This is a genomic window from Achromobacter sp. 10T422 (genome assembly GCF_056394065.1).
This window is the reverse complement of record NZ_JBFTHD010000003.1, coordinates 502,131-526,720: the sequence shown is the minus strand read 5'-3', so window position 1 is coordinate 526,720 and position 24,590 is coordinate 502,131. Positions and strand designations below refer to the sequence as shown.

Here is a 24,590-nt window from a genome sequence, read left to right as displayed (position 1 = left end):
GCGGCCCATTCTACCCGCGCGGCGTCGCCGTCAGATGCCCAGATACCGATGCGCCAGCTCGGGCTGCGCAGACAGCTCGGCCGGCTTGCCCGACCAGGCCACGCGCCCCTTGTCGACGATGTAATGGCGGTCGACCAGCGTCGCCATCTCGGGCAGGTTCTTGTCGATGACCAGAATGGTCTGTCCCTCGGACTTCAGCGCGCGCAGGCAGCGCCAGATTTCCTGGCGAATCAGCGGCGCCAGCCCTTCGGTGGCCTCGTCCAGAATCAGCAGCTTGGGGTTGGTCATCAGCGCGCGGCCCACCACCAGCATCTGCTGCTCGCCGCCCGACAAGGTGCGCGACGACTGCCCACGCCGTTCCTTCAAGCGCGGGAACAAGGTGTAGACCCGTTCCAGGTCCCACCCGCCCGGCGCCGCGCGTGACGTCGCCACCAGGTTTTCCTGCACCGTCAGCGAACCGAACACGCGCCGCCCTTCCGGCACCAGCCCCACGCCCAGGCGGGCCACGGTGCTGGGCGCAGACCGGCCCAATGTCTGCCCGCGAAACTGCACCGCGCCACCCGTTGCCGGCAACATGCCCATCACGGTTTTCACCGTGGTGGTCTTGCCCATGCCGTTGCGGCCAATCAGCGAAATCACCTCGCCTTCGCTGGCTTCGAACGACATGCCGAACAGCACCTTGCTCGACCCGTAGCCGCCCGTCAGCCCATCAACCTTCAACATGTTCTTCTCCCAGATAGGCCGCGCGCACATCCGGATGGCGGCGCACCTCGTCGGGCGGCCCGCTGAACACCACGCGCCCATACACCAGCACGCTGATGCGGTCGGCCAGCGCAAACACGGCGTCCATATCGTGCTCAACCAGCAAGATGCCGTAGTCGCCCTTCATGCCTTGCAGCAGCCGCGTCATGCGCGCCGATTCCTCGGGCCCCATGCCGGCCATGGGTTCGTCCAACAGCAACAGCCGAGGCGAACGCGCCAGCGCCACCGCCAGTTCCAGCTGCCGCTTTTCGCCATGCGCCAGGTCTGCCGACCGTACATGGCGGCGGTCTTCCAGCCCGACGTGCGTCAGCCATTGCATGGCTTCGGCCTTCAGCCCGGCATCGCGGCGCGGATCAGACCACGCGCCAAACGCGCGGCCGTCTTTCAACATGCGCGACAGAATCACGTTTTCCAGCGCGGTGTATTCGTGGCAAAGCTCAGTGATCTGAAACGAACGGCCCAGGCCCAGCCGCGCGCGTTCAAAAGCGCGCAGCGCGGTCACGTCGCGCCCGTCCAGATGAATCGTGCCCGAGTCCGGCCGGATCTCGCCACAAATCTGCGCAATCAACGTCGACTTGCCCGCGCCGTTAGGGCCGATGATGGCGTGGATCTCGCCTGCCTGTACGTCCAGGTCGACGCCGTTGGTGGCCACCACCGCGTCAAACGCTTTGCGCAGCTGCGTCAGTTGCAGCAGGCTCGTGCGGGGGTCAGTCGGCATGGCGCGTCTCCAGCAGTTTTCCGAACAGGCCCTTCTGCCCCCACAACACCACCAGCACCAGAATCGGCCCCATGTACAGCAGCCAATGCTCGGTCAGCGACGACAACATCTGCTCCAGCCCCAGGAACACGGCAGCGCCCGCAATTGGCCCCAGCAAGGTGCCCACGCCGCCCAGAATCACGATGGCCATGAGCTCACCCGACTTGGTCCATGCCGCCATATCCGGCGTGACAAGCCCGGCGTAGTTGGCCCACAGCACGCCCGCCAGGCCTGTGCCCACCGCTGACAGCACAAATGCGCTCAGCCGGTACGGCGTCGGCGCAACGCCCAAGTTCAGCGCGCGCCGCTCGCTCTGGCGCAACGCTTGCAGCACCATGCCAAAGCGCGAGTTGGTGACGCGGATGCACAGCAGCGTCCACGCCGTCAGCAACGCCAGACACACGTAGTAAAAGGCCATGGGGCTTTCCAGATTGACGCCCGGCAGCACGTTGCGTTGCGGAATCATCAAGCCGTCGTCGCCGCCGTAAAACTGCAACGACACCAGAATGAAATACACCATCTGCCCGAACGCCAGCGTGATCATGATGAACTGCACGCCGCGCGTACGCAGCGCCAGATAGCCGAAGATCCAGCCAGCCAGCGCGCACACCGCCAGCGCAATCGGCCACACCACCAGCGCCGCGTTGCTGCCCGCCCAGCCGAAGATCGGGCCGGCCTCGGCCGTATGAAACGCGATGATGCCCACGGCGTAACCGCCCAGGCCGAAGAACATGGCGTGGCCGAAGCTGACCATGGCGCCGTAGCCAATGACAAGATCCAGGCTGACCGCGGCCAGCCCGTAGATCAGAAAGCGCGTCACCACGCCGATCAGGAACGGCGAGCCCGACGCCACAGCGGCCGCGGGCAGCAGGATCAATACCACCAGGCCGCCCAAGCCCCAGCGGGCGCGATTTGAAAGCGTGTTTGTCATCATCATCCTCGCGCCGGAAACAAGCCGCCGGGCTTGGCGATCAGCACGATCGCCATCAACACATAGATACTGGCCGAGGCCATGCCGGCCGCCAGCGGGTCTGCCGTGGCGGGCGAGAACATCGTGGACAGCAGTTGCGGCAGGAACGCGCGCCCCAGGCTGTCGACCATGCCCACCAACAAGGCGCCCGCCAGCGCGCCGCGCACCGAGCCCACCCCGCCAATCACGATGACGACAAAGGTGGTGATCAGGATGCGTTCGCCCATGCCGATTTCAACGGCCAACAGCGGCGCGGCCATCACGCCGGCCAACCCGCACAGCAAAGCGCCCAGGCCGAACACCAGCGTGTAGAGCTTGCGGATGTCAACGCCCAGGGCGTCCACCATCTCGCGGTCGTCAGCGCCTGCGCGGATCAACATGCCGATGCGCGTGCGGTTGACGAGCCACCACAAGCCCACCGCCACCAACGCGCCAATGGCGATGAACGACAGGCGGATCAGCGGATACTGAAAGCCCGGCGCCAGCGTCACCGCGCCTTCCAGAAAAGACGGAATGCCCACCAGCGGCGGACGCCGGCCAAAGATCAGGCTGACCGCTTCGTTCGAAAACAGCAGCAGCCCAAAAGTTGCCAGCACCTGGTACAGGTGATCACGCTTGTACAGCTTGCGTATCACCAGCACTTCTACCGAAATGCCATACAGGCCCGCGCCTAGCAGCGCAGCCAGCACGCCCGCCAGAAACGAACCCGTGGTGCCGATGGCGTAGGCCGCGCAGTACGCGCCCACCATGTAGAAGGAACCGTGCGTCAGGTTCACGACGCCCATGATCCCGAAGATCAGCGTCAGTCCGGCCGCCAGCATGAAAAGCATGGCGCCGAACTGCAAGCCGTTGAGCAGCTGTTCAAACAGAAGCGTCATGATGGCATCTTGCAAAATTGGGCGTAGGCATCCTTATCGTCAGACACCAGCTTGCGCACCAGATGCGGCGACAAGCCGCCCGCGCTGTCCTTTTCGATACGCATCAGGTACAGGTCCTGAATGGGATGCTGATTGGTGTTCATGCTGAACTTGCCGCGCAACGACGTGAACTCGGGCTTGCGCAATGCCGCACGAAATTCCGCTGCCTTGGACAAGTCGCCACCCGTTGCCTTCAGCCCCACGCCAATCAGTTGCGCGGTGTCGTAGGCTTGCATCGCGTAGTCGGTGGGCACGCGTCCGTAAGCATCCTTGAACGCCTTCACGAAGGCCTGCGATTGCGGGTTATTGAAGTCTTGCGACCAGATGCCGGTGGTGTAAGACCCGGCGGAAGCGTCGCCCGTTGCCTGGATCATCCGCGCATCCATCGAGAAGCTGGGCATCAGCATCGGGATGGTTTTGTTCAGGCCCGCCGCCGCATATTGCTTGACGAAGTTGATGCCGGTGCCGCCGGGATGAAACTGGTAGATGGCTTCCGGCGCCAGCGATCGCAGGCGCGCAAGCTCCACAGAAAAATCAGACTGGTCGAGCTTGGTGTAGATCTCGGCCACGACCTCGCCCTTGTACGTGCGCTTGAAGCCTTCGATGGCGTCGCGCCCGGCCTGATAGTTCGGCGCCAGCAGCACCACACGTTTGTAGCCCAGCTCATTGGCGGCCACGCCGCCCGCCGTGTGGAACGCATCGTTCTGATACGACGCCACGAAATAGTTCGGGTCGCACTTTTCGCCCGCGAAGTTCGACGGGCCGGGGTTCAAGCTCACGTAGAACGCGCCCGACTTCACCACGCTGGGCACCACCGCCGCCAGCACGTTGGAAAAGTTCACGCCGGTAAAGAGCTTCACGCCCGATTGCAGCAGCCGGTCGGCGGCCTGCTTGGCGTTGGCGGGCTTCAATCCATCGTCTTCGATGACCAGCTGCACAGGCACGCCGCCCAGCTTGCCATCGCCCTGCTTGATCGCCAGGTTGAACGCATCGCGCTCGTCTTCGCCGATGTAGCCCGCCGGCGTGGACAAGGTGGCGATGAAGCCGATCTTGACGGGTTCGGCGGCAACTGCCGTGCCCATGGCAACGGCGACGGACAACACAGCGGCCACGCCGCCCAGTGTTTGTTTCTTGATCATGTTTTCCCCTTGAAGACTGCGTTGCCCGCCTTGCGGCCGGGCGTTGCCTACACCGCCACCACCGGATGACGCAGCGTGCCGATGCCTTCCACGCACGCCACCACCACATCGCCCGGCCACAACCATTCCTGCGGCTTGCGGCCCGCGCCCACGCCTTCGGGCGTGCCGGTGGCGATGATGTCGCCCGGCTCCAGCGTGATGCCGGCGCTGATGTCCGAAATCAGGAACGGCACCTTGAACAGCATGTGGCGCGTGTTGGAGCCCTGCTTCTTCTCACCGTTGACGGTGAGCCACAAGTCCAGCACCTGCGGGTCCGGGATTTCGTCGGCGGTGACGATGCACGGGCCGAACGGCGCGTACGTGTCCTGGCCCTTGGAATAGATCCACTGGCCCGCGCGGCGGCAATCGCGCGCGCTCATGTCCAGCATGACGCTGTAGCCGAACACATAAGACAAGGCGTCGGCCTCGGCCACGCGGGACGCGCGCCGGCCCATGATCACGGCCAGTTCCACTTCCCAGTCCAGCTGTTGCGTGATCTTGGCGTTGTGTTCGATGGCGTCGCCCGGGCCGATGACGGTGGTGGGCGGCTTGGAAAAAATCACCGGCTGCTTGGGCAAGTCGGCGGACGTGTCCAGCGTGCGGCTGGATTCCGCGACGTGCTCCACATAGTTCAGGCCGATGCCGAAAATGTTCTTGCGCGGGCGCGGAATGGGCGCCAGCAGCTTCACGTTTTCCTGCGGCAGCGCCGTGCCAACGGGCCATTCGCCGCGATACGCGTCCATCAGGCGCGTGGCTTGCGCAACGGCCACGGGGCCTAAGTCGATGAACGCCAGCATGTCGTCGGGCAGGTCCACGCCGCCCGCTTGCCCCAGCAAAGCCAGGTCAATCACATAGCCTTCGGCCAGCGCGCCAAGCCTTGCGGCGGCCGTGGGATGAGCGCGAAAAGTCACCAAGCGCATAGGAACTCCATTGAATCAGGACGAGTTGAGCCAACGCGCGAGCCAGGCCCGCGCGGCGAATAAAAAAATGAAAAGGGGAATCAGGCGACGCTAGATCAGCACTTGATGGCCGTCGTTTTCCTTGACCGCTTCTTCGCGGTACAGCGCCAGCGAACGCATCACGGGCAGGTCGTTGAAGCAGAACAGGCAGGCGTCGTCGTTGGACGACAGGTTGACGTGTTCGTGGATGGCCCACGACGGCACACAGAAAATGTCGCGTTCAGTCCAGTCGTAGCGCTTGCCATCAATGATGGAAAAGCCGCTGCCCTTGGCCACTTGATAGATGAAGCTGCCGGTGTGCCGATGCGCCTTGGTGTGCTCGCCGGGGCGCAACAGCTGCATGCTGGCGCCGATGGTCGGCATGACCGAACCGCCTGTCGCCGGGTTCACGTATTCCAGCAGGATGCCGTCAAAGGGGCTGCCCGCGGTGGTGCGCGCGTAACGGCGCAGCGCGTCGTAGGTGGGTTCCCATTCGTACTTGAAGAGCGGCGAATACGGCTTCGTCCAGCCCGACACCTGCGGGCGCAATGCCGCGTTGCCCCATGCGGCGCTGGTGTCATCCACGGGATAAGTCACCGTCTGGTTCAGGTCGGGATGCACGGCGTAGAAGCCCGCTTCCAGCGCGTTGACCAGCGGAATGTCCAGCCCGTCTTGCCAGATGCAGGTGGTGCCGTCTTCGGCCACGCCGTGCTCGTGCCAGGTGCCGTTGGGCGTCAACACGAAATCGTTCGCGCCCAGCGTCATCTTGTGGCCGTCGACGACGGTGTACGCGCCCTGGCCTTCCATGATGAAGCGCAACGCCGAATGCGAATGCTTGTGCGCCGAGGCCAGCTCGCCGGGCTGCATCACCTGCAAGCCCGAATACAGCCAACCCACGGCGGCAGCCACATCACGCCGGCCGGGGTTGTTCAGATAGATGACGCGCCGGCCGGCCTCTTCGGGCGACACCAGTTCGGCCGAGCGCAGCACATGGCCGCGCAACTCCTGGTAGCGCCACACCACTGGCACCGACGCCGAGCGCGGCGCCCAGGGCTCAATCTTGTTCGCCACCGTCCACAAGGCGCCCGTTTCCAGGCGCGCAAGCTCCTGGTAATAGGCGATGCGCTCAGGCGAGTCGGCCACATTGGCGCGGCCTGCGGTGTCCTCGCGATAGGCGTCGTACCGGTTCGCTTCCATCCCTTGCCTCGTTTTTTATAAAACTTTGTGGATTTTCGAAAATATTAGAGGTGGGCCAGAATTTGAGCAACGATTGCCCGCTAGGGGTTTTCCCGTGCGAAGGATTTTGTTGGCGCAACGTCAAAAAATACTGTACAAAAACACAGTGCGACGTGATACATTTCGCTCGCCCGAAAAACTGTCGTCCAGGGAGAATCCTGTGTCCGAAGCCGCTCATCTCGTTCAGTACATCGTCGTTCCCTATCGCGCCGCCGCCAATGGCGTGGCGCCCGGGGAAATCCGTCCGGCCAGCAGCGAATTCGGAGCCATCCGAATCGCCAATTCCATGGCCTCCAAATTCGCAGGCGTCGCCGCTTACGAAGTCTGGATCGACAAAGAAACCGGCGACATGGAGTCGCCGCGCATCCTCACGCAAATCGGCACGGTGCCGTCGCTGGATGATTGATCTGCTGTTGCGTTGATTGCCGGGTTTGCGTTGATCGCTGATTGGTAATCTTTGCGCTGATGGCGTTGGTTGTGCTGTTTGCGTTGTTTGCGTTGTTTGCTTGGATTACGCCCGCTGCCGTTCAAATCCGGAAGCGGGCGTTGTCATTTTCGCGCACGACCACGCACGACCGCGCACGGCTATTGCGCGACGAGAAAACTCAGCGCGTGATTTTTTCTTTTTGAATATCGGGAAATATTGCCAAGAGGCTGGCTGGCCGTTGCGCGTAAAACCATCAGAGGCTGGTTTCAAGTGGCGCGCCCGACAGGAATCGAACCTGTATCAAGAGCTTCGGAAACTCTCATTCTATCCATTGAACTACGGGCGCAGCGCAAGGAGGCGACATTGTACCTAGTTTTCGCTAGCGTGCATGAAGTGGATCAAAACCTCCTGCAATCTCATCGAAAACCCCGGCAGAGGCATTGGACGTGCGTCCCTGACACCGTTATATAATCCAGCGTTTGCTTGCAGGCGGATGCGTCAATGGTCCGCCGATTTGTGCAGTTACTGATTTTCTGTTGCCGCCGCCAGGCGCCCCACCCGTTAGCAGGATTTGGTCATGAGCAACGAGCAGGAACACATAGAAGAGCACTCCTCCCCCATCAAGACCCCCAAGCAACTGGTCGTCACGATCGTTCTATCTTTCGTGATCCCAATCGCCATCATCATCCTCCTGGTGAACATGGTGGTCTCCGGCAATAAGGTCGGCGCCGGCTCTGACACGCTGACGCAAGAAGCCATCACCAAACGTATTGCACCCGTCGCGGGTTTTGAACTGGTTGACGCCAACGCGCCCAAGGTCTTCAAGACGGGCGAGCAGGTCTTTGCCGCGGTCTGTACGGCCTGTCACACCGCCGGTGTGGCCGGCGCACCCAAGATGGGCGACAACGCGGCCTGGGCGCCCTTCATCAAGTCCGGTTACGACACGATGTTGAACGTGGCGTTGCACGGCAAGGGCGGCATGCCTGCCAAGGGCGGCAACCCCACGCTGTCCGACTACGAAGTCGCGCGCGCCGTGGTCTATATGGCCAACAAGTCCGGCGCCTCGCTGCCCGAACCCGCCGCTCCCGCGGAAGAAGGCGCGAAGAAGGAAGCGGATGCCGCGCCTGCCGCTGCAACTGCTCCGGCTGCCGCAGCGCCGGCCGCCGCAGCAACGGCTGCCGCAGCTCCGGCTGCCGCAGCTCCCACGGCGGCGGCTCCTGCTGCTGCCGCGCCTGCCGCGCCCGCTGCCGCCGCCGCGCCTCAACAGGCCGCCGCCGTCAACCCGGCTGGTGAAAAGCTCTACAAGAGCGTCTGCTTCGCCTGTCACGCAACCGGCGTGGCCAACGCGCCCAAGTTCGGCGACAAGGCCGCGTGGGACCCGTACATCAAGACCGGCATGGACGCCATGGTGAAGGTCGCCATGCAAGGCAAGCCGCCGATGCCCCCGAAGGGTGGCGCGGCCAACGCCTCGGAAGACGACATCCGCGCCGCCGTGCAATACATGGTGGACGCCGCGAAATAAATCCGGCGCTCAAACAAAAAGCCCCTTGATTGCTCAAGGGGCTTTTTTTATCGCCGCAGAATGTTCAGCGCTTATTCCGCCGACGACTTCAGCAGCGACATGCCCAACTGCACGCGGCGTTGCAGCCACAGGCTGGGGCGATAGCGGGGGTCGCCCGTCACGCGCTGCATGCTCTTCAGGATTTCCAGAATGCGCTCAGCGCCCAACTTGTCGCCCAAGGCCAGCGGGCCAACCGGATAGCCCAAGCCCAACGTCACGGCCTGGTCGATGTCTTCGGGCGTGGCGATCTGCTGCTGCGCGATGTCGCTGGCGATGTTGACGATCATGGCCACGATGCGCTGTGCGACAAAGCCCGGCGAATCCTCGATCACCGTCACCGGCACGCCATCGGCGGCCAGCAGCGCGTGGGCGGCGTCGCGCCACTTGGTGTCGGTAGCGGGCGACACCATGATGGTGCGGCGCTTGGCGCTATCGAATGCGTACAGCGTGTCCAGACCCACCGTGCGGCCCGCGTTCAAGCCTTGTGCGGACACCGACGTCGACACGTCGTCGCCAAACGGCGTGACGATGATCAGCGCGTCGGCATCCGGCGTGGCGCCGGTGACGAGCGTTGCGCCCAGCTTTTCGACCAGCGCCGACGCACGCGCATACCCTTCCGCGTGCTTGGGGCTGACCCAGACCTTCAGGCCTTCCGGCAGCGCCGGCACGGGCGGCTCGGCCGGCACCTGCTTCTGGCCGTCGGCGTAAACGTAGAAACCTTCGCCCACCTTGCGGCCGATCAGGCCACCGGCCAGACGCACGGTCGTGATCGGCGACGGGCGGAAACGCGGCTCGTCGAAGAACTGGCGGTAGATGGATTCCATCACCGGGTGCGACACGTCAAGCGCCGTCAGGTCCAGCAGCTCGAACGGGCCCATGCGAAAGCCCGCCTGCTCGCGCATGACGGCATCCACTTGCGCAAAGGTCGCGACCGATTCCTGCGCCACGCGCAAGCCTTCGGTATTCATGCCACGGCCGGCGTGGTTGACGATGAAGCCCGGCATGTCTTTGGCGCGCACGGGGGTATGGCCCATGCGGCGGGCCAGCTCGGCCAGCGCGTCGCCGACTTCCGGCGCGCTGCGCAGGCCGTCGATCACCTCAACCACCTTCATCAACGCCACGGGGTTGAAGAAGTGATAGCCCGCCACCCGGCGCGGATGCTTGCAGGCAGCGGCAATGGCGGTGATGGACAGCGACGACGTATTCGACGCCAGGATGCAGTCTTCCGACACCACGCCTTCCAGCGCGGCGAACAAGTCGCGCTTGACGTCCAGGCGTTCGACGATGGCTTCCACCACCAACTGGCACGCCGACATGTCGGTCAGCGCCGTGGCGGATTCCACGCGTTCCAGCGCGGCTTGCGCGTCGGCGGCGGTCAGCTTGCCCTTTTGAGCCAGCTTGTCCCAGGTCTGGCGCAACGACTCGCGCGCGGCGGCAACCGCATCGGCGCTGGTGTCGTACAAGCGCACGCGCAGGCCGGCTTGCGCCGCGATCTGCGCAATGCCGCGCCCCATGGCCCCGGCGCCTACGACGCCGATGGTTTGAATCTCCGTCATCAACTCTCTCCTGCCTGTATTGGAATGGATCGTGCGCGCCGTGGCGGGGCGCAAGGAAAACGGGGCGGCGCCTGGCCGCCCCGTTTCCGGTCAGGGCTGGGTCTGCGCCAGCGCCTGGATTTCTTCGGCCGACAGGCCCAGCTTTTCAGCCAGGACCTGTGCGGTGTGTTCGCCCAGCATGGGCGGCGGACGGCGGTATTCCACCGGGCTGTCCGAGAACTTCAGCGGGCTCGACGCCATCGGTACGCGGCCGGCGGCCGGATGCGGCAGCTCGCGCTTCATGCCGCGCGCCAGCACGTGCGGGTCTTCATAGACCTGGTCCAGCGTATTGATCGGGCCGGCCGGCACGCCAACGCCTTCCAGCGCAGCCAGCCAGTGGTCGCGCGCGCCAGTGGCCATGCGCTCGGCCAACAGCGGCACGAGCTCGGCGCGGTTCTTCACACGCTGCGGGTTGGTTGAAAAGCGCGGGTCCGCCGACAACTCTGGCAGACCGATCGCACCGCAGTAATTGCGGAATTGGCTGTCGTTGCCGACCGCCACAATCAGGTGACCATCGGCCGCCGCAAACACCTGATACGGCACCAGGTTCTGATGCGCGTTGCCCGCGCGCTTGGGCGCGACGCCGGACGTCATGAAGTTCAGATTCTGGTTGGCCAGCATCGTGACCTGGCAGTCCAGCAAAGCCATGTCGATATGCTGACCCTGGCCGCTGTTGGCGCGCTCAAGCAGCGCAGCCAAAATGCCCACGGTGGAATACATGCCGGTCATCAGATCGGCCACGGCCACGCCCGCCTTTTGCGGGCCGCCGCCAGCCAGGTCATCGCGTTCGCCGGTGATGCTCATCAGCCCGCCCATGCCCTGGATCATGAAGTCATAGCCGGGGCGGCTGGCGTAGGGGCCGGTTTGGCCGAAGCCGGTGATCGAGCAGTAGATCAGGCGCGGGTTGATGGCCTTCAGGCTTTCGTAGTCCAGCCCGTATTTTTTCAGGCCGCCAACTTTGAAGTTTTCAACAAGGATGTCGCTTTGCAGCGCCAGTTCGCGCACCAGCTCGGCGCCACGCGGCGATGCGATGTCCAGCGCCACCGACATCTTGTTGCGGTTGGCCGACAGGTAGTACGCCGCTTCGGTGGTGTCGTTGCCCGCTTCGTCCTTCAGGTACGGAGGCCCCCAGGCGCGCGTGTCGTCACCCGAGCCGGGGCGTTCGATCTTGATCACCTCGGCGCCAAGATCGGCCAGGTTTTGAGTGCACCAGGGGCCCGCCAGCACGCGGGTCAGGTCCAGCACGCGTATGCCGGTAAGGGGAGCGGGACGTTGCGACATCTGTGTTCTTTTCGCTAGATGAGAAATGAAAACGGCGGACCGCTAGGGTCGCGCCCGGAGCACCAATTCGTCAATCCGGATATTAGCCGTTTGGACACTAAACCCGGATTTCCGCGTGCTGCCGCCTCAGGAATGCGCCTTGATGGTCTCGCGGGCGATCACCAGCTGCTGAATTTGCGAGGTGCCTTCAAAGATGCGGAACAGGCGCACATCGCGGTAGAAGCGTTCAACGGCGTACTCGGACATGTAGCCCGCGCCGCCGTGGATCTGCACGGCGCGGTCGGCCACGCGGCCCACCATTTCGGTCGAGAACAGCTTGCAGCATGCAGCTTGCATGGTGGTGTTCTCGCCGCGGTCACGCATGCGGGCGGCGTCCAGCACCATGCAACGTGCGGCATAGAGTTCGGCCTGGCTGTCGGCGATCATCGCCTGGATCAGCTGGAATTCTGCAATGGGCTGGCCGAATTGCTTGCGGTCCATGGCGTATTTGACGGCGTCCGACAGCAGGCGGTCGGCAATGCCCACGCACAGCGCCGAGATATGCAGACGGCCCTTGTCCAGCACGCGCATCGACGTCTTGAAGCCATTGCCTTCTTCGCCGCCCAACAAGGCGCTGGCGGGCACGCGGCAGTTGTCGAACACGACGTCGCTGGTCAAGGCGCCGGCCTGGCCCATTTTCTTGTCGGGCTTGCCGATGATGAGACCGGGCGTGCCCGCTTCAACCAGGAAGCACGAAATCGAATTGGCGCGGCGCTCGGGTGCGGTGCGCGCCATGACCGAGAACAAGCCGGCGATGGGCGCGTTGGTGATGTAGCGCTTGGTGCCGTTCAGCACGTAGCTGTCGCCGTCGCGTTCGGCGGACAGGCGCAGCGCCATGGCGTCGGAACCGGCGTCCGGCTCGGTCAGGGCGAACGAGCCAATCAGTTCACCGCTGGCCAGCTTGGGCAGGTAGCGCGCGCGTTGCTCGTCGGTGCCTGCCAGCACGATGGCTTGCGAGCCGATGCCGATGTTGGTGCCGGCCAGCGAACGGAACGCGGGCGAGGTCTGGCCCAGTTCGAACACCACGCGCACTTCCTCTTCCATCGTCAGGCCCAGGCCGCCAAAGTCAGGCGAGATCGACAGGCCGAACAAACCCAGTTCGCGCATTTCGTTGACGATGGCCGGCGGAACCTGGCCGCTCTCGGCAAGCTCGTCTTCGGCGGGGATCAGGCGTTCGTGCACAAAGCGGCGCACGGCGTCCAGCAACAGGTTCAGGGTTTCGGTGTCGAGGGCCATGATGGAAGTCTCAGGAAGAGGAGCGAATCGGGGGGACAGGTACGGAAGGTTCAGTACGGAACATGGGCGGCGGCGCGTCAGGCGCGCATGCCGCCAACCAATAAATCGAAATAACCGGCAGCAATGGTTTCGGCGCTGTCGCCCTGGCCGGGCTTGTACCAGCGCACCATCCAATTCAGCATGGACAACACGGCGCGGCCCGTGGCGGCCACATCCAGCGGCCGGAATACGCCGTCGGCCACGCCCTGCGCAATCAGTTCGCGCAGGCGCTTTTCGTAGCCGTCGCGCAGCCGGGCCGCGTCTTCGCGTTCGGGCAGCGCCATGCCGGAATAACCAATCAGCATCGTGACGAATTCAGCATGGTGCTGTTCGAAGTAGCGGGCGTGACCCACCATGAAGGCGCGCAAGCGCGCGGCGGCGCCGTCGGCAGCGGCCACATCCTGGCCCACGTTCTGGGTCAGCCCACTTAGCACGCCCAGGATGATGGCGTCGTAAATGTCCTGCTTGGTGGTGTAGTAGTGATAGATGGCCGCTTTGGACACGCCAATGGCGGCGGCCAGATCCGACACGGAACTGCCGTCGTAACCGCTTTGGGCGAACAGCTTGGCGGCTTCTTCCAGAATGCGTTCGCGCGGCGCGACCAGCGTGGGGGGCCGGCCGGCGCGGGCGCGCTTTTGGGCGGGAGGGGCGGAGGTCGCCATGACAGCCTTTACAGGGGGCTGCGACGGAAGCGGTCAACCAGCACGCGGCGTGGATTGACAGCGGTTCGGCGCATGCCGTTAAATAAAGATTAATTAATTACCGGACGGTCGGTAGGTAATTATAGGCACATCCGCCTTGGGTGCTCAAGCCTGAATGCAGGCCCGCCTTTTCTGGACTGACCTGGACACAACGCGACGACGCTATGCCCCACTCTCTCGTGACAGATTTGTATGGCCAGATGTCCCTGCCGGTCATCAGCGCCCCCATGTTCATCGTCTCCAACCCGAAACTGGTCATCGCCCAGTGCACGAGCGGCATCGTCGGGTCATTTCCCGCGCTGAACGCGCGTCCGCAAAGCCTGCTGACCGACTGGCTGGATGAAGCCCAGGCGGGTCTGGCCTCGCACCGCGAAGCCAACCCCGGCACCGTTGTTGCGCCGTTTGCCGTCAACCAGATCATTCACCAGTCCAACGACCGCCTGGAGCAAGACCTGGCCGTGTGCGCCAGCCACCGCGTGCCGCTGATCATCACCAGCCTGCGCGCGCCCGGCGACCTGGTCAAAGGCGTGCACGATTGGGGCGGCAAGGTATTCCACGACGTCACCACCCTGCGCCACGCCGAAAAGGCGCTGGAAGCGGGGGTCGACGGATTGATCCTGGTGTGCGCAGGCGCCGGCGGCCACGCAGGCACGCTGAGCCCGTTCGCGCTGGTGTCCGAAGTGCGCCGCTTCTACGACGGCCCGCTGATCCTGTCGGGCGCCATCACCACCGGCGAGCACGTGCTGGCCGCGCTGGCCATGGGTGCGGACTTCGCCTATATGGGTACGCGCTTCATCGCCAGCGAGGAAGCCAACGCCAGCGAAGGCTATAAGTCAGCCATCGTCGAGGCCAGCGCGTCCGACGTTCTGTACACGCCCTTCTTCACCGGCATCCCGGGCAACTACCTGAAGGCCAGCATCACCGCATCGGGACTGGACCCGGCCAACCTGCCGCAGCCCGACAGCGGCGCGTCCAACTTCGGATCTTCGCGCGTGAAGCCCTGGAAGGACATTTGGGGCGCGGGCCAGGGCGTGGGCGGCATCGCCAGCGTGGAACCCACCCGCAAGATCGTCGACACGCTGCGCCGCGAGTACGACGACGCAAAGGCCCGGCTGGCCAGCCGGACGTACGCATGAGCGCGGGCCTGAAGCTTGCCCGCGACGGCGCCGTTCTGACTCTCACGATCGACCGCCAGGACCGCCGTAACGCGCTGGACACGGCGACCTACGCCGCGCTGACGGAACAGATCGTGCAGGCATCGGCGGATCAGTCCGTATCCGCCGTGATCCTGACGGGCGCGGGCGAACACTTCACGGCCGGCAACGACCTGCGCGAATTCCAGGCGGAGCGCGGCGCGGGCGACAGCGCCGGCCTGACGTTCCTGCGCGCACTGACCACGGCCGAGGTGCCGGTCGTCGCCGCGGTTGAGGGCTACGCGATCGGCATCGGCGTGACCTTATTGCAGCACTGCGATTTTGTTCACATCGGCGACGGCGCCACCTTGCGCATGCCGTTCGTGGCGCTGGGCTTGTGCCCGGAAGGCGCATCCAGCCTGCTGATGCCTCGACTGGTGGGCCGCCGCGCAGCCGAATGGCTGTTGCAGGGCAAGGCCTTTACCGCGCAAGACGCGCACGAGGCCGGGCTGGCCACGTCGGTCACGGAAAAAGGCCAGGCGCTGGCGGCCGCTCAGGCGACCGCTGCGGATCTGGCCCGCCAACCGCCCGCCGCGCTGCGCTTGACCAAGGCCATGATGAAACGGGCGGATCGCCAGGCGATTCAGGAAACGCTGGACTACGAAGCCCAGCAATTCCGCGCCCGCTTGCAAACAGACGAAGCGCAAGCGGCGTTTGCGAAGTTCTTTAAGAAGTGATGATGGCGAAGTGATGATGGGTTGCGCGCGGTCTGAGGCGCGCAACCCATCGCCTTAAAACGGCGAATCCGGCCGGAAATTCGGCGCCCGCCGTTCGCGCAAGGACTTCACCCCTTCCTTGACGTCCGGCCCGCCAAATCCCATGAATTCCAGCGCCAACGACGTATCAAACGTCGGCCCGGCCATGCGCAACCAGTTGTTCAGCGAGTACTTCGTCCAGCGGATCGCCGTCTGCGAACCCGCGGCCAGCTTGTTGGCCACCTCGAACGCGCGGGTGATGAGTTCGGCCTCGTCCACGCACAGCGACACCAAGCCGATGCGCTCGGCTTCTTCGCCCGTGACGGTTTCGCACAGCATCAGGTAGTACTTGGCTTTGGCCATGCCGCACAGCAGCGGCCAGACGATGGCGGCGTGGTCGCCTGCCGTGACGCCCAGGCGGGTGTGGCCGTCGATGATGCGCGCGTCGCGTGCGGCAATCGAGATGTCGGCAAGCAAGCCCGCTACCAGCCCCGCCCCCACGGCCGCGCCATGCATGGCGGACACGATGGGCTTGTTGCAGTTGATGATGTTGTAGACCAGGTCGCGGGCCTCTCGCCAGACACGGGTGCGCACGTCGAAGTCATCCGCCATCTGCTGCACCAAGTCCAGGTCGCCACCGCCCGAGAAGCCTTTGCCCTCGCCGCGGATCACCACCACGCGGGTGTCCGGGTCCGTGTCGATGTCGCGCCAGATGTCGGCCAGCTCGCGGTGCATGCGGTCATCGGCCGTGGACAACTTGCCCGGCTGGCCGCCCTTGGCGCCCATGATCAGCTCCAGAACGCCCCCGGGATGCCGGCGCAACTTCAGGGATTCATAGGCCGAATAATGTTGCAGCGTGATATCTGTCATTGTCTTCTCCGCATTGTCTTTCGCAGTGGGGCGGGCCTGAAGGCCGGCGTGTTTTTGCGCACTATAGTGGATAGATCGGCCCCCACCTTGCCGTTGTCCCTTCGGAGCCTCAGCCAATGAACACCCCCGCCCCCATCGACCGCGCCGCGCTTTCTGCCCTGTTCTCCCCCCGGGAGGCGGACACGCATAAGGGCAGTTTTGGCACGGTTGGCGTGGTGGGCGGCGGGCCGGGCATGGCGGGCGCGGCGTTGCTGGCGGCACGCGCCGCCTTGAAGATCGGTGCGGGCAAGGTGCTGGTCGGCTTTGCGCAGGAAACATCCCCGCTGCCCTGCGACCCGCAGCAGCCCGAGCTGATGCTGCGGGATGCGCGCTCATTGCTGGATGAAGACCTGGGCGTAACCGCCTGGGTCGCGGGCTGCGGCATCGGCACGGGCGCGCTGGCGGCCAACACGCTGTCCGAACTGTTCGTGCTGCGCCGGGAGGCGCCGCTGGTGCTGGACGCCGACGGGCTAAACCTGCTGGCCTGGGGGGATGTCCAGCCCAACTGGGGCGAGGGCCCCGTCGTGCTCACCCCCCACCCTGCCGAAGCCGGCCGCCTATTAGGTATCAGCACCGCCGACGTCCAGGCCGACCGGCCGGGCGCGGCGTGGAAGCTGGCTCAGCGCTATCAGTGCTGGGTGGTGTTGAAGGGCGCAGGCACGATCGTCTGCGCGCCGGATGGCTCCACGCGCATCAATACCAGTGGCAACCCGGGCCTGGCCACCGCCGGAACCGGGGACGTATTGGCCGGCATGCTGGGTTCGTTGATCGCGCAAAAGCTGCCCTGGGACCAGGCGGTCGCGGGCGCCGTCTGGCTGCACGGCGCCGCCGCCGACGCCCTGGTCGCACAAGGCATCGGCCCCATCGGTTTGACGGCAGGCGAGCTCGCAGATGCCGCTCGCGCCCTGCGCAACCCGCGCTAAGTCCCTGCCAAATAAACATTTTTACAACATACTAGGGTTTTCCCTGAAATGGTCGTTGCTTTCTATTTAGGGTTATCCCTATAATGGATTACCCCAAGACGAAACGGACTGGAGAAGACCATGAGCGAACTGACCTTGAACCACACTGCCCGCCTGACCGACGCCCTCGAACGTGACCTGCTTCGCGGCGCCCTCGAAAATCAACCGAATTCCCACCCGCTGACCAACCTGAAGAAGGCTGGCCAAGCCGTGATCGCCGCTGTTGCTGGCGTCTTTGCTTTCATCGACGAAGTGAACGAATCGATGAACAAGGCCCGCGCCGCCAGCTCGCGCTTCTCCGGCTCTCAGTGGTAAGCACAGCTGCGCTGGGCTGAATCGCGAACGATCTCCCGCGATTTCGCCCGGCGCGCTGCCGTTGCAACGCCCGCTTGCTGGCCCAAGCGCCCCTTGCAACGAACCTTCGGCGCCCGACCCTCACCTGGCGCCATCGCGCCGCGCCGGCCTCGCTTTGAAGCATTGCGAGGCCCCCGCGGCGCCCTCACTTCCCCCGCAATCCCCGCATCCTCTCGGCGTTTTCCCTAGCGCCCGGATTGCCATTCTTCATTGACAGCGCGCGAAGCCCCTACCGATAATCGGCCCCTTGCCGTCGTGCCTGGCGCCAACACACCCTGAGCTCTGTGGCCGACACCCGCTGTCCGCCCGGCCCCGGTGGTTTTCCCGCAAGCACGATCCGGTTCGTTATCCATCCGGAGTTGTCACCATGAAGTTGCGCACCACCCTGGCCCTTGTGGCCGCCGCCATCCCCTTGGCTGCCGCCCAAGCCCAGACGCTGAAGATCGGCCTGTCGGCCGAACCCACTTCGGCAGACCCCCACTATCACAAGATGACGCAGAACGACGCGTTCTCCGCGCACGTCTACAGTTCTCTGGTGGGCCGTAGCGCCGACATGAAACTGACGCCCCAACTGGCCAAGTCCTGGAAAAACCTGGACGACCTGACCTGGGAATTCAAGCTGCGTGATGACGTCAAGTTCTCGAACGGCAAGCCGTTCACGTCCGAAGACGTGCTGTTCACGATCTGCCGCACGCTGAACAACGAAACCAACGTGTCGCAGTCCTATATGGACATGACCAAGCGCATCACCGACGTGCAAACGCCGGACGCGCACACCGTCATCATCAAGACTGGCGAGCCCTTCCCGCTGATGCCCGCCGAGCTGGCCCGCTCGCTGCCCATCGTGTGGAACGGCATCGTCGAACACGGCAAGCTGACGTTTGACCCGAAGAAGGGTTGCGGCGTGACGGGCGCCTGGCCCACCGTGGCTGACTTCAACAACGGCAAAGACGCTATCGGCACCGGCCCGTACACGCTGAAGTCCTACGTGAAGGGCACTGGCATCGAGCTGGTCCGCAATGAACAATATTGGGGCGAGAAGCCGTACTGGAAGGAAGTGAAGTTTGTGCCGGTGCCGTCCGCCGGCCCGCGCCTGACGGGCCTCTTGTCCGGTGACTTCGACATGATCGAAAACCCCGCCGCCCGCGACCTGCCGCGCCTGAAGGACAACCCGAAGTTCGGTTTCGTGGCCACGCCGTCCACCCGCCTGGTGTTCTTCCAGCCGGACGTGGGCCGCAACCCGAGCCCGTTCGTCAAGAGCGCCGACGGCAAGAACCCGCTGCAGGACCTGCGTGTGCGCAAGGCTATTTCGATGGCCATCGACCGCAAGACCATCACCGCCCGCATCATGGACGGCATGGCCACCCCGGCCTACCAGTTCATGCCCGACGGCATGTTCGGCGCGCTGCCCAAGGCTCCGGAAATCAAGTACGACCCGGAAGGCGCCAAGAAGCTGCTGGCCGAAGCCGGCTACCCGAATGGCTTTGAACTGACGCTGTCGTCCACCAACGACCGCTATGTCAACGACGGCCAAGTCGCCCAAGCCGTGGCCCAGTACCTGGCCCGCGTCGGCATCAAGACCAACGTGGACGCCATGACGGCTTCCATCTATTTCCCCAAGCGCGCCAAGCGCGAGTTCAGCTTCTCGATGGGTGGCTGGCCGGCGGAAACGGGTGAAGCCTCGGCGCTGTTCCAGCTGTGGGTGGCGTCGCTCGACTCGCCCGCCAGCCTGGGCACCAGCAACTACGGCGGCTTCTCCAATGCCGATTTTGACAAGGTCTACAAGGAAGCCATCGTGACCGTGGACGCGCCCAAGCGCGAGAAGCTGTTGCAGCAATCCACGCAGATCGCCCTGGACAACGTGCCGCTGATCCCGCTGCACTTTGAAAGCAGCATCTGGGCTTTCCGCAAGGGAATCACGTACGAAGGCCGCCGCGACCAGTACACGCTGGCCACCTCGGTGACGCCCGACAAGAAGTAATCAGGTCCGCCTGAACGAAAAACGGCTGCCTTCGGGCAGCCGTTTTTTTATGCCTTCGCCGCTACCGGGCCGGCCGCCAGGGCCTGGTCCAGCTCGCGTGACAGCAGATCAATGAACGCCTCCGCCTTCGGCGGCAGCACGCGGCCCGGCATGACCTGGATCTGCAAGGTGCGCGACTGCAATTCGGCGTTGGAAATGGGCACGGCCACCAGCTCATCGCGCCGCAAGCTCCACGCCACCGAGATATAGCCGCTCAACATGATGGCGTCCGATCCGAACACGAAGCCGTGCAAAGGCGAGGAATCGTTGCACGTCAGCACGGGCTCCATCTGCACGGATTCCAGCGCGCAGCCCATGTCGAACAGTTGCCGCGTGGTGGTGCCGGGTCCCGTGAGCGCCAACGGGAACTGGCTGAGATCTTGCAGGCTGACGCTGCGCCGGCCCGCCAGCGGGTGGTCGGCCGCCATCACCGCGTGCACCGGCGCGCGGCGCGAATAGCGGACGCTGACCCCTTCTGTGCGCTCGGCGATGAAGGTCATGCCCAGCTCGACGCTGCCTTCGGCCACCTTGCGGCTGACTTCGGCGGGCGACCCCACGAACAGGTCGAAGCGGATGTTGGGCCGTTCCTGGCGGAAACGCGCCATCACCGACGGCACAAAAATACGCGCCACGCCTTCTACTGCCGCCACCCGGATTTCGTTGCGGGCCACGCCCTTGGTCGCCGCTATCTCTTGCAGCACCGTCTCGGCCTCGAGCATGGTGCGCCGGGCGTGCACCAGCAGCAGCTGGCCCGCTTCGCTCAGCACCATCCCCCGCGCAGCGCGCTCGAACAACGGTGCGCCGGCCTCTTCCTCAAGCTTGGCGATCTGCCGGCTGATGGCGGACACCGCCACATGCAGGCGTTCGGACGCCCCGCTCAGGCTGCCCGCCTGGGCCACCTCCAGAAAATACTTCAAGGCAATGCCGTGCACGTTCCGTCCTCGGTTGCTACGCGGGTCATCCAACGCTCAAGCTTTGCCTTTTATGCAAAGCCGCCGATAAATATTCTAATTGTAGAGAAAGCTCCCAAGCTCCTAGAATTCGCCGGGACCGCGTCTTACTGGCGCGCGATTGAAGCCCTAGACGTCTATCCCCTATACAATCCCCTCGCTTCATCGGAGTTCCCATGCCCACGTCGACCCCCGCGGCCCATCCGCGCCCTTTTCTTCTTGCCTGTCCGGATCTGTCGGCAGAACGCTTGGGCAATACGGATACCCCCGGTGTCTGGCATTTTGACTCCGGCGTGCCGGGCAAGCGCGTCATGTTGAGCGCGCTGATTCATGGCAATGAACTGTGCGGCGCCTGGGCTCTGAAAGAAGCGTTGACCGCTGGGCTGCGTCCCCGCCGCGGCGCGCTCACCCTGGCGTTCTGCAACCTGGCGGCGTTCGACCGCTTTGACTCCACCAATTACGCCCCCGCGCGCTTCGTCGACGAAGACATGAACCGCGTCTGGAGCGACGACAAGCTCAGCCTGCCGATCAGCCAGGAACGCCGCCGCGCCGCCGAAATTCGCCCCTGGGTGGAACAGGCCGACTGGCTGCTGGACTTTCACTCGATGAGCAATTCCGATGTGCCGCTGCAACTGACCGGCATGGAACAACGCAACATCGACCTGGCCCTGGCGCTGGGCAACCCCGCCACCATCATTGCTGACGCGGGCCACGCTGCGGGCGTGCGCATGCGCGACTACGGCCGTTTTGGCGAAGCCGGCGACAACGGCACGCGTTCGCTGCTGATCGAATGCGGGTTCCACGGCGCACCCGAAGCGCGCGGCGTGGCGGTCGACCAGATGGCGCGCTTCCTGGTGGAAGCTGGCACGGTGGACAGCGAAGACTTGCCCGCGGACTGGTTCGTGCCCGCCGCCTCCACCCAACGCGCCTTGCGCGTCACGCATGCCGTCGCCGCCAAAAGCGCCGACTTCCGTTTCGCCCAGCCCTGGAAGGGCCTGGAAACGCTGGCCGCCGCCGGCACCGTCATCGGCTGGTCCGAAGGCGAGCCCGTCGTCACGCCCTATGACAACTGCGTCCTGATCATGCCGTCCACCGCGAATCTGCGGCCCGGCGTGACCGTTGTCCGGCTGGCGCAACCCATCGTCTGATTCAAGCAAACGAGCGGCGCCCACCAACGAGGCGCCGCCGGAAACATCCATAACAACGGGAAAAGCATGTCCGCCAAGGTTTACCTACGCAGCGCATTACTGGCCTGTACGCTGGCCGCCTCCGCCGCCCAGGCGCAGGCGCCCGCAGCCGGCTCCACGCTAAAGATCGGCTTATCGTCCGAGCCGACCTCGATGGACCCGCACTATCACCAGGCGACGCCGAACGATGCGATGACCTCGCACATGTTCGAAACGCTGATTGGCCAGAACGCCAAGATGGACCTGATTCCGCGCCTGGCGACCGCCTGGAAGTCGGTGGACGACACCACCTGGGAATTCACGCTGCGCGACGGCGCCAAATTCTCCAATGGCCAGCCCTTCACCGCCCAGGACGTGATCTTCACGTTCTGCCGCGTGATGAACAACGAGCAGTCCATTGGCGGTTCGTACCCGGCCATCGTGCAGAAATTCGCCAATGTTGAAGCACGCGACGGCAACAAGCTGGTCATCAAGACGCACAAGCCCTACCCGCTGTTGCCCAACGACCTGACCCGCACGGGCATGCTGTGGAGCGGCATCGTCGAGCACGGCCCCATCACCTTCGACCTGAAGAACAAGTGCGGCGTGACCGGCCCCTGGCCCACGGTGGCCGACTTCAACAATGGCCGCGACGTCATCGGCACCGGCCCCTACACGCTGAAGTCCTACGTGAAGGGCACGGGCATCGAGCTCACCCGCAACGACGCCTACTGGGGCGACAAGCCCGCCTGGCAGACGGTCAAGCTGATCCCGGTGCCGGCCGCCGGCCCGCGCCTGACGGGTCTGTTGGCCGGTGATTTCGACCTGATCGAAAACCCCGCCGCGCGCGACGTGAAGCGTATTTCGGAAACGCCGGGCTTCGGCCATGTGATCACGCCGTCGGTGCGCGTGGTGTATTTCCAGTTTGATGTGGCCCGCAGCCCCAGCCCAACGGTCAAGGCCGCCGACGGCAAAAACCCCTTGCAGGATGTGCGCGTGCGCCGCGCCATTTCCATGGCGATCGACCGCAAGACCATCGCCGCCCGCATCATGGACGGCGCCGCCACACCCGCCAACCAGTTCCTGCCCGACGGCATGTTCGGCACGCTGCCGCACCCGCCGGAACTGAAGTACGACCCCGAAGGCGCGAAGAAGCTGCTGGCGGACGCCGGCTACCCCAACGGCTTTGAGCTGGCCATCTCCTCCACCAACGACCGCTACATCAACGACGCCCAGATCTCGCAAGCCGTGGCGCAATACCTGTCGCGCGTGGGCATCAAGACGACCGTGGACGCAATGACGCGCTCGGTGTATTTCCCCAAGCGCGCCAAGCGCGAATTCAGCTTCGCGATGGGCGGCTGGTCGTCCGAGACCGGCGAGGCCTCGTCTTTCCTACAATACTGGGTTACCCGGTTCGACAAAGAGCATGGCCTGGGCACGAGCAACTACGGCGGTTACGACAACCCCGAGTTCGATGCCGTGTTCAAGCGCGCCCTGGTCACCGTGGACCCCGCCGAACGGGAAAAGCTGCTGCAACAGTCGCTGACGCTTGCACTGGCTGACCTGCCCAGCATTCCCCTGCATTTCGAAAGCAGCATCTGGGCGTTCAAGAAGGGGCTGGTCTACGAAGGCCGGGCCGATCAGTACACCCTGGCCATGTCGGCCAAACCCGCCAAGTAAGCACTCGGCGCCAAGCAACCCTGAGCCCACCAAGGAAATCATCACGTGGCCTTGTTCATCCTACGCAGACTGATCCAGAGTCTGTTCGTACTGCTGGCCGTTTCGGTCGTGGTCTTCTTCGCGGTGTATGCCGTGGGCGACCCGATTGAACTGCTGGTCAGCCCCGAAGCCAGTCAGGCCGCGCGCGAGGCGATGATCGCCCGCCTGGGCCTGGATCTGCCCGTGTGGCAGCAATACACCGGGTTCCTGTGGCGCGCGCTGCATGGTGACCTGGGCACGTCTTTCGTGCACGGCATCCCCGCCGTTGAACTGATCGTGCAACGCATTCCCGCCACGTTCGAGCTCGTGTTCGTGGCCATCATGCTGACCTGTGTGATCGGGATTCCGCTGGGTCTGGTCGCTGGCCTGTACCGCGATGACTACCTGGGCCGCGGCATCATGTCGACGTCGGTGCTGGGCTTTTCGCTGCCGAACTTCTGGCAGGGCATGATGCTGATTCTGCTGTTCGCCGTCTGGCTGGGATGGCTGCCCGCCACGGGCCGCGGCGACACCGTCACCGTGCTGGGCGTGCGCCTGTCCATCCTGACCGCCAACGGCTGGTCGCACCTGATCATGCCGGCCATCAACCTGGCACTGGCGAACATTGCGCTGGTGCTGCGGCTGACGGCCTCGGGTGTGGTCGAAGCGCGCAGCCAGGACTACGTGAAATTCGCGCGCGCCAAGGGCGTGAAGCCCGGACGCATCGTGCGCCGCCACATCCTGCGCAACATCCTGATCCCCGTCGTGACCGTGATCKGCATGGAGTTCGGCAGCCTGATCGCCTACTCCACCATCACCGAAACCGTGTTCGCGTGGCCTGGCATGGGCAAGCTGCTGATCGATAGCATCTACCAGCTGGACCGCCCTGTGGTGGTCGCGTACGTGATGCTGGTCACCCTGATCTTCGTGGTCATCAACCTGGTTGTGGACATCCTGTACGCCGCGCTCGACCCGCGCGTGCAGCTCGTGACCCCCGCTCAATAAT

Annotated in this window: 23 protein-coding genes and 1 tRNA gene; 10 read left to right on the top strand and 14 right to left on the bottom strand. The window is 64.4% G+C overall.

What is annotated here, in order from left to right; translation table 11 throughout:
- Positions 1 to 30: 30 nt before the first annotated feature.
- From AC1DB0_RS10010 to AC1DB0_RS09980, 7 genes are all read right to left on the bottom strand, one after another.
- Positions 31 to 723 carry an ABC transporter ATP-binding protein gene (locus AC1DB0_RS10010; protein ID WP_054421259.1) on the bottom strand — a complete coding sequence of 231 codons (693 nt, stop codon included), beginning with the start codon at positions 721 to 723 and terminating at the stop codon, positions 31 to 33.
- Positions 710 to 1,480 (bottom strand): ABC transporter ATP-binding protein, encoded by a 771-nt coding sequence (locus tag AC1DB0_RS10005; protein ID WP_054421258.1) that lies wholly within the window; start codon positions 1,478 to 1,480, stop codon positions 710 to 712. Before AC1DB0_RS10005 ends, AC1DB0_RS10010 begins: the two co-directional genes overlap by 14 nt.
- Entirely contained in the window at positions 1,470 to 2,456 is a 987-nt protein-coding gene (locus AC1DB0_RS10000; RefSeq protein ID WP_441371423.1) for a branched-chain amino acid ABC transporter permease, read from the bottom strand. Before AC1DB0_RS10000 ends, AC1DB0_RS10005 begins: the two co-directional genes overlap by 11 nt.
- Positions 2,453 to 3,367 carry a branched-chain amino acid ABC transporter permease gene (locus AC1DB0_RS09995; protein WP_054421256.1) on the bottom strand — a complete coding sequence of 305 codons (915 nt, stop codon included), beginning with the start codon at positions 3,365 to 3,367 and terminating at the stop codon, positions 2,453 to 2,455. Before AC1DB0_RS09995 ends, AC1DB0_RS10000 begins: the two co-directional genes overlap by 4 nt.
- Positions 3,364 to 4,545, bottom strand: coding sequence for an ABC transporter substrate-binding protein (locus AC1DB0_RS09990; RefSeq protein ID WP_175170551.1), 1,182 nt, complete (start codon positions 4,543 to 4,545; stop codon positions 3,364 to 3,366). The genes AC1DB0_RS09995 and AC1DB0_RS09990 overlap by 4 nt, the downstream gene beginning before the upstream one ends.
- A 47-nt stretch (positions 4,546 to 4,592) precedes the next feature.
- Entirely contained in the window at positions 4,593 to 5,504 is a 912-nt protein-coding gene (locus AC1DB0_RS09985; protein WP_054421254.1) for a fumarylacetoacetate hydrolase family protein, read from the bottom strand.
- A 90-nt stretch (positions 5,505 to 5,594) separates the two neighbouring features.
- Positions 5,595 to 6,719 carry a cupin domain-containing protein gene (locus tag AC1DB0_RS09980; protein WP_175170552.1) on the bottom strand — a complete coding sequence of 375 codons (1,125 nt, stop codon included), beginning with the start codon at positions 6,717 to 6,719 and terminating at the stop codon, positions 5,595 to 5,597.
- Positions 6,720 to 6,918: 199 nt separating this feature from the next.
- Between AC1DB0_RS09980 and AC1DB0_RS09975 the strand changes: the two genes are divergently transcribed.
- Positions 6,919 to 7,164, top strand: coding sequence for a hypothetical protein (locus AC1DB0_RS09975; protein ID WP_006217094.1), 246 nt, complete (start codon positions 6,919 to 6,921; stop codon positions 7,162 to 7,164).
- A 292-nt stretch (positions 7,165 to 7,456) separates the two neighbouring features.
- Here the strand turns inward: AC1DB0_RS09975 and AC1DB0_RS09970 are convergent.
- Positions 7,457 to 7,531 (bottom strand) — tRNA-Arg (locus tag AC1DB0_RS09970).
- A gap of 231 nt (positions 7,532 to 7,762) precedes the next feature.
- Here AC1DB0_RS09970 and AC1DB0_RS09965 point away from each other — a divergent pair.
- A complete protein-coding gene (locus AC1DB0_RS09965; protein WP_476757431.1) occupies positions 7,763 to 8,707 on the top strand; it encodes a c-type cytochrome in 945 nt (314 codons plus the stop codon).
- A 71-nt stretch (positions 8,708 to 8,778) separates the two neighbouring features.
- On the opposite strand, the gene AC1DB0_RS09960 is transcribed toward AC1DB0_RS09965, so the two are convergent.
- The 4 genes from AC1DB0_RS09960 to AC1DB0_RS09945 form a co-directional block, all read right to left on the bottom strand.
- Positions 8,779 to 10,302, bottom strand: coding sequence for a 3-hydroxyacyl-CoA dehydrogenase (locus tag AC1DB0_RS09960; protein ID WP_476757430.1), 1,524 nt, complete (start codon positions 10,300 to 10,302; stop codon positions 8,779 to 8,781).
- A gap of 90 nt (positions 10,303 to 10,392) precedes the next feature.
- Positions 10,393 to 11,622: a CaiB/BaiF CoA transferase family protein gene (locus AC1DB0_RS09955; RefSeq protein ID WP_054421249.1), complete on the bottom strand. Its 1,230-nt coding sequence runs from the start codon at positions 11,620 to 11,622 to the stop codon at positions 10,393 to 10,395.
- 126 nt (positions 11,623 to 11,748) lie between these two features.
- Positions 11,749 to 12,897 (bottom strand): acyl-CoA dehydrogenase family protein, encoded by a 1,149-nt coding sequence (locus tag AC1DB0_RS09950; RefSeq protein ID WP_054421248.1) that lies wholly within the window; start codon positions 12,895 to 12,897, stop codon positions 11,749 to 11,751.
- Positions 12,898 to 12,974: 77 nt separating this feature from the next.
- A complete protein-coding gene (locus AC1DB0_RS09945) occupies positions 12,975 to 13,598 on the bottom strand; it encodes a TetR/AcrR family transcriptional regulator (RefSeq protein ID WP_346553419.1) in 624 nt (207 codons plus the stop codon).
- Between the two features lie 203 nt (positions 13,599 to 13,801).
- Here AC1DB0_RS09945 and AC1DB0_RS09940 point away from each other — a divergent pair, with 203 nt between their 5' ends.
- On the top strand, positions 13,802 to 14,773 hold the full coding sequence (locus AC1DB0_RS09940) for an NAD(P)H-dependent flavin oxidoreductase (protein ID WP_476757429.1): 972 nt from the start codon (positions 13,802 to 13,804) through the stop codon (positions 14,771 to 14,773).
- Positions 14,770 to 15,507, top strand: a complete 738-nt coding sequence (locus tag AC1DB0_RS09935; protein WP_476757428.1) for an enoyl-CoA hydratase-related protein — start codon at positions 14,770 to 14,772, stop codon at positions 15,505 to 15,507. Before AC1DB0_RS09940 ends, AC1DB0_RS09935 begins: the two co-directional genes overlap by 4 nt.
- A 54-nt stretch (positions 15,508 to 15,561) precedes the next feature.
- Here the strand turns inward: AC1DB0_RS09935 and AC1DB0_RS09930 are convergent, their stop codons facing one another.
- Positions 15,562 to 16,395: an enoyl-CoA hydratase/isomerase family protein gene (locus AC1DB0_RS09930; protein ID WP_054421244.1), complete on the bottom strand. Its 834-nt coding sequence runs from the start codon at positions 16,393 to 16,395 to the stop codon at positions 15,562 to 15,564.
- A 116-nt stretch (positions 16,396 to 16,511) separates the two neighbouring features.
- On the opposite strand from AC1DB0_RS09930, the gene AC1DB0_RS09925 reads away from it, so the two are divergent.
- The 3 genes from AC1DB0_RS09925 to AC1DB0_RS09915 all read left to right on the top strand — a co-directional run bounded on the left by AC1DB0_RS09925 (position 16,512) and on the right by AC1DB0_RS09915 (position 19,731).
- A complete protein-coding gene (locus AC1DB0_RS09925) occupies positions 16,512 to 17,357 on the top strand; it encodes an NAD(P)H-hydrate dehydratase (RefSeq protein WP_175170557.1) in 846 nt (281 codons plus the stop codon).
- 120 nt (positions 17,358 to 17,477) lie between these two features.
- Positions 17,478 to 17,711, top strand: a complete 234-nt coding sequence (locus AC1DB0_RS09920; RefSeq protein ID WP_054421242.1) for a hypothetical protein — start codon at positions 17,478 to 17,480, stop codon at positions 17,709 to 17,711.
- A gap of 406 nt (positions 17,712 to 18,117) precedes the next feature.
- Positions 18,118 to 19,731 carry an ABC transporter substrate-binding protein gene (locus AC1DB0_RS09915; RefSeq protein ID WP_054421241.1) on the top strand — a complete coding sequence of 538 codons (1,614 nt, stop codon included), beginning with the start codon at positions 18,118 to 18,120 and terminating at the stop codon, positions 19,729 to 19,731.
- Positions 19,732 to 19,778: 47 nt separating this feature from the next.
- On the opposite strand, the gene AC1DB0_RS09910 is transcribed toward AC1DB0_RS09915, so the two are convergent.
- Positions 19,779 to 20,702: a LysR family transcriptional regulator gene (locus tag AC1DB0_RS09910; protein ID WP_054421408.1), complete on the bottom strand. Its 924-nt coding sequence runs from the start codon at positions 20,700 to 20,702 to the stop codon at positions 19,779 to 19,781.
- A 194-nt stretch (positions 20,703 to 20,896) separates the two neighbouring features.
- Between AC1DB0_RS09910 and AC1DB0_RS09905 the strand changes: the two genes are divergently transcribed.
- The 3 genes from AC1DB0_RS09905 to AC1DB0_RS09895 all read left to right on the top strand — a co-directional run bounded on the left by AC1DB0_RS09905 (position 20,897) and on the right by AC1DB0_RS09895 (position 24,589).
- Positions 20,897 to 21,868, top strand: coding sequence for a M14 family metallopeptidase (locus AC1DB0_RS09905; RefSeq protein ID WP_342067218.1), 972 nt, complete (start codon positions 20,897 to 20,899; stop codon positions 21,866 to 21,868).
- Positions 21,869 to 21,934: 66 nt separating this feature from the next.
- Positions 21,935 to 23,566 (top strand): ABC transporter substrate-binding protein, encoded by a 1,632-nt coding sequence (locus tag AC1DB0_RS09900; RefSeq protein ID WP_175170560.1) that lies wholly within the window; start codon positions 21,935 to 21,937, stop codon positions 23,564 to 23,566.
- Between the two features lie 45 nt (positions 23,567 to 23,611).
- Positions 23,612 to 24,589, top strand: a complete 978-nt coding sequence (locus AC1DB0_RS09895; protein WP_476758650.1) for an ABC transporter permease — start codon at positions 23,612 to 23,614, stop codon at positions 24,587 to 24,589.
- Position 24,590 lies beyond the last annotated feature (1 nt).

Excerpts from the sequence above, each read along its gene's own strand:
- AC1DB0_RS10005 (WP_054421258.1), bottom strand. The coding sequence starts at position 1,480 with ATGCCGACTGACCCCCGCACGAGCCTGCTGCAACTGACGCAGCTGCGC.
- AC1DB0_RS09995 (WP_054421256.1), bottom strand. The coding sequence starts at position 3,367 with ATGACGCTTCTGTTTGAACAGCTGCTCAACGGCTTGCAGTTCGGCGCC.
- AC1DB0_RS09905 (WP_342067218.1), top strand. The coding sequence starts at position 20,897 with ATGCCCACGTCGACCCCCGCGGCCCATCCGCGCCCTTTTCTTCTTGCC.
- AC1DB0_RS09940 (WP_476757429.1), top strand. The coding sequence starts at position 13,802 with ATGCCCCACTCTCTCGTGACAGATTTGTATGGCCAGATGTCCCTGCCG.
- AC1DB0_RS09935 (WP_476757428.1), top strand. The coding sequence starts at position 14,770 with ATGAGCGCGGGCCTGAAGCTTGCCCGCGACGGCGCCGTTCTGACTCTC.
- AC1DB0_RS09985 (WP_054421254.1), bottom strand. The coding sequence starts at position 5,504 with ATGCGCTTGGTGACTTTTCGCGCTCATCCCACGGCCGCCGCAAGGCTT.
- AC1DB0_RS09955 (WP_054421249.1), bottom strand. The coding sequence starts at position 11,622 with ATGTCGCAACGTCCCGCTCCCCTTACCGGCATACGCGTGCTGGACCTG.
- AC1DB0_RS09965 (WP_476757431.1), top strand. The coding sequence starts at position 7,763 with ATGAGCAACGAGCAGGAACACATAGAAGAGCACTCCTCCCCCATCAAG.
- AC1DB0_RS09915 (WP_054421241.1), top strand. The coding sequence starts at position 18,118 with ATGAAGTTGCGCACCACCCTGGCCCTTGTGGCCGCCGCCATCCCCTTG.
- AC1DB0_RS09960 (WP_476757430.1), bottom strand. The coding sequence starts at position 10,302 with ATGACGGAGATTCAAACCATCGGCGTCGTAGGCGCCGGGGCCATGGGG.
- AC1DB0_RS09945 (WP_346553419.1), bottom strand. The coding sequence starts at position 13,598 with ATGGCGACCTCCGCCCCTCCCGCCCAAAAGCGCGCCCGCGCCGGCCGG.
- AC1DB0_RS10000 (WP_441371423.1), bottom strand. The coding sequence starts at position 2,456 with ATGATGATGACAAACACGCTTTCAAATCGCGCCCGCTGGGGCTTGGGC.
- AC1DB0_RS09980 (WP_175170552.1), bottom strand. The coding sequence starts at position 6,719 with ATGGAAGCGAACCGGTACGACGCCTATCGCGAGGACACCGCAGGCCGC.
- AC1DB0_RS09920 (WP_054421242.1), top strand. The coding sequence starts at position 17,478 with ATGAGCGAACTGACCTTGAACCACACTGCCCGCCTGACCGACGCCCTC.
- AC1DB0_RS09930 (WP_054421244.1), bottom strand. The coding sequence starts at position 16,395 with ATGACAGATATCACGCTGCAACATTATTCGGCCTATGAATCCCTGAAG.
- AC1DB0_RS09990 (WP_175170551.1), bottom strand. The coding sequence starts at position 4,545 with ATGATCAAGAAACAAACACTGGGCGGCGTGGCCGCTGTGTTGTCCGTC.
- AC1DB0_RS10010 (WP_054421259.1), bottom strand. The coding sequence starts at position 723 with ATGTTGAAGGTTGATGGGCTGACGGGCGGCTACGGGTCGAGCAAGGTG.
- AC1DB0_RS09900 (WP_175170560.1), top strand. The coding sequence starts at position 21,935 with ATGTCCGCCAAGGTTTACCTACGCAGCGCATTACTGGCCTGTACGCTG.
- AC1DB0_RS09950 (WP_054421248.1), bottom strand. The coding sequence starts at position 12,897 with ATGGCCCTCGACACCGAAACCCTGAACCTGTTGCTGGACGCCGTGCGC.
- AC1DB0_RS09925 (WP_175170557.1), top strand. The coding sequence starts at position 16,512 with ATGAACACCCCCGCCCCCATCGACCGCGCCGCGCTTTCTGCCCTGTTC.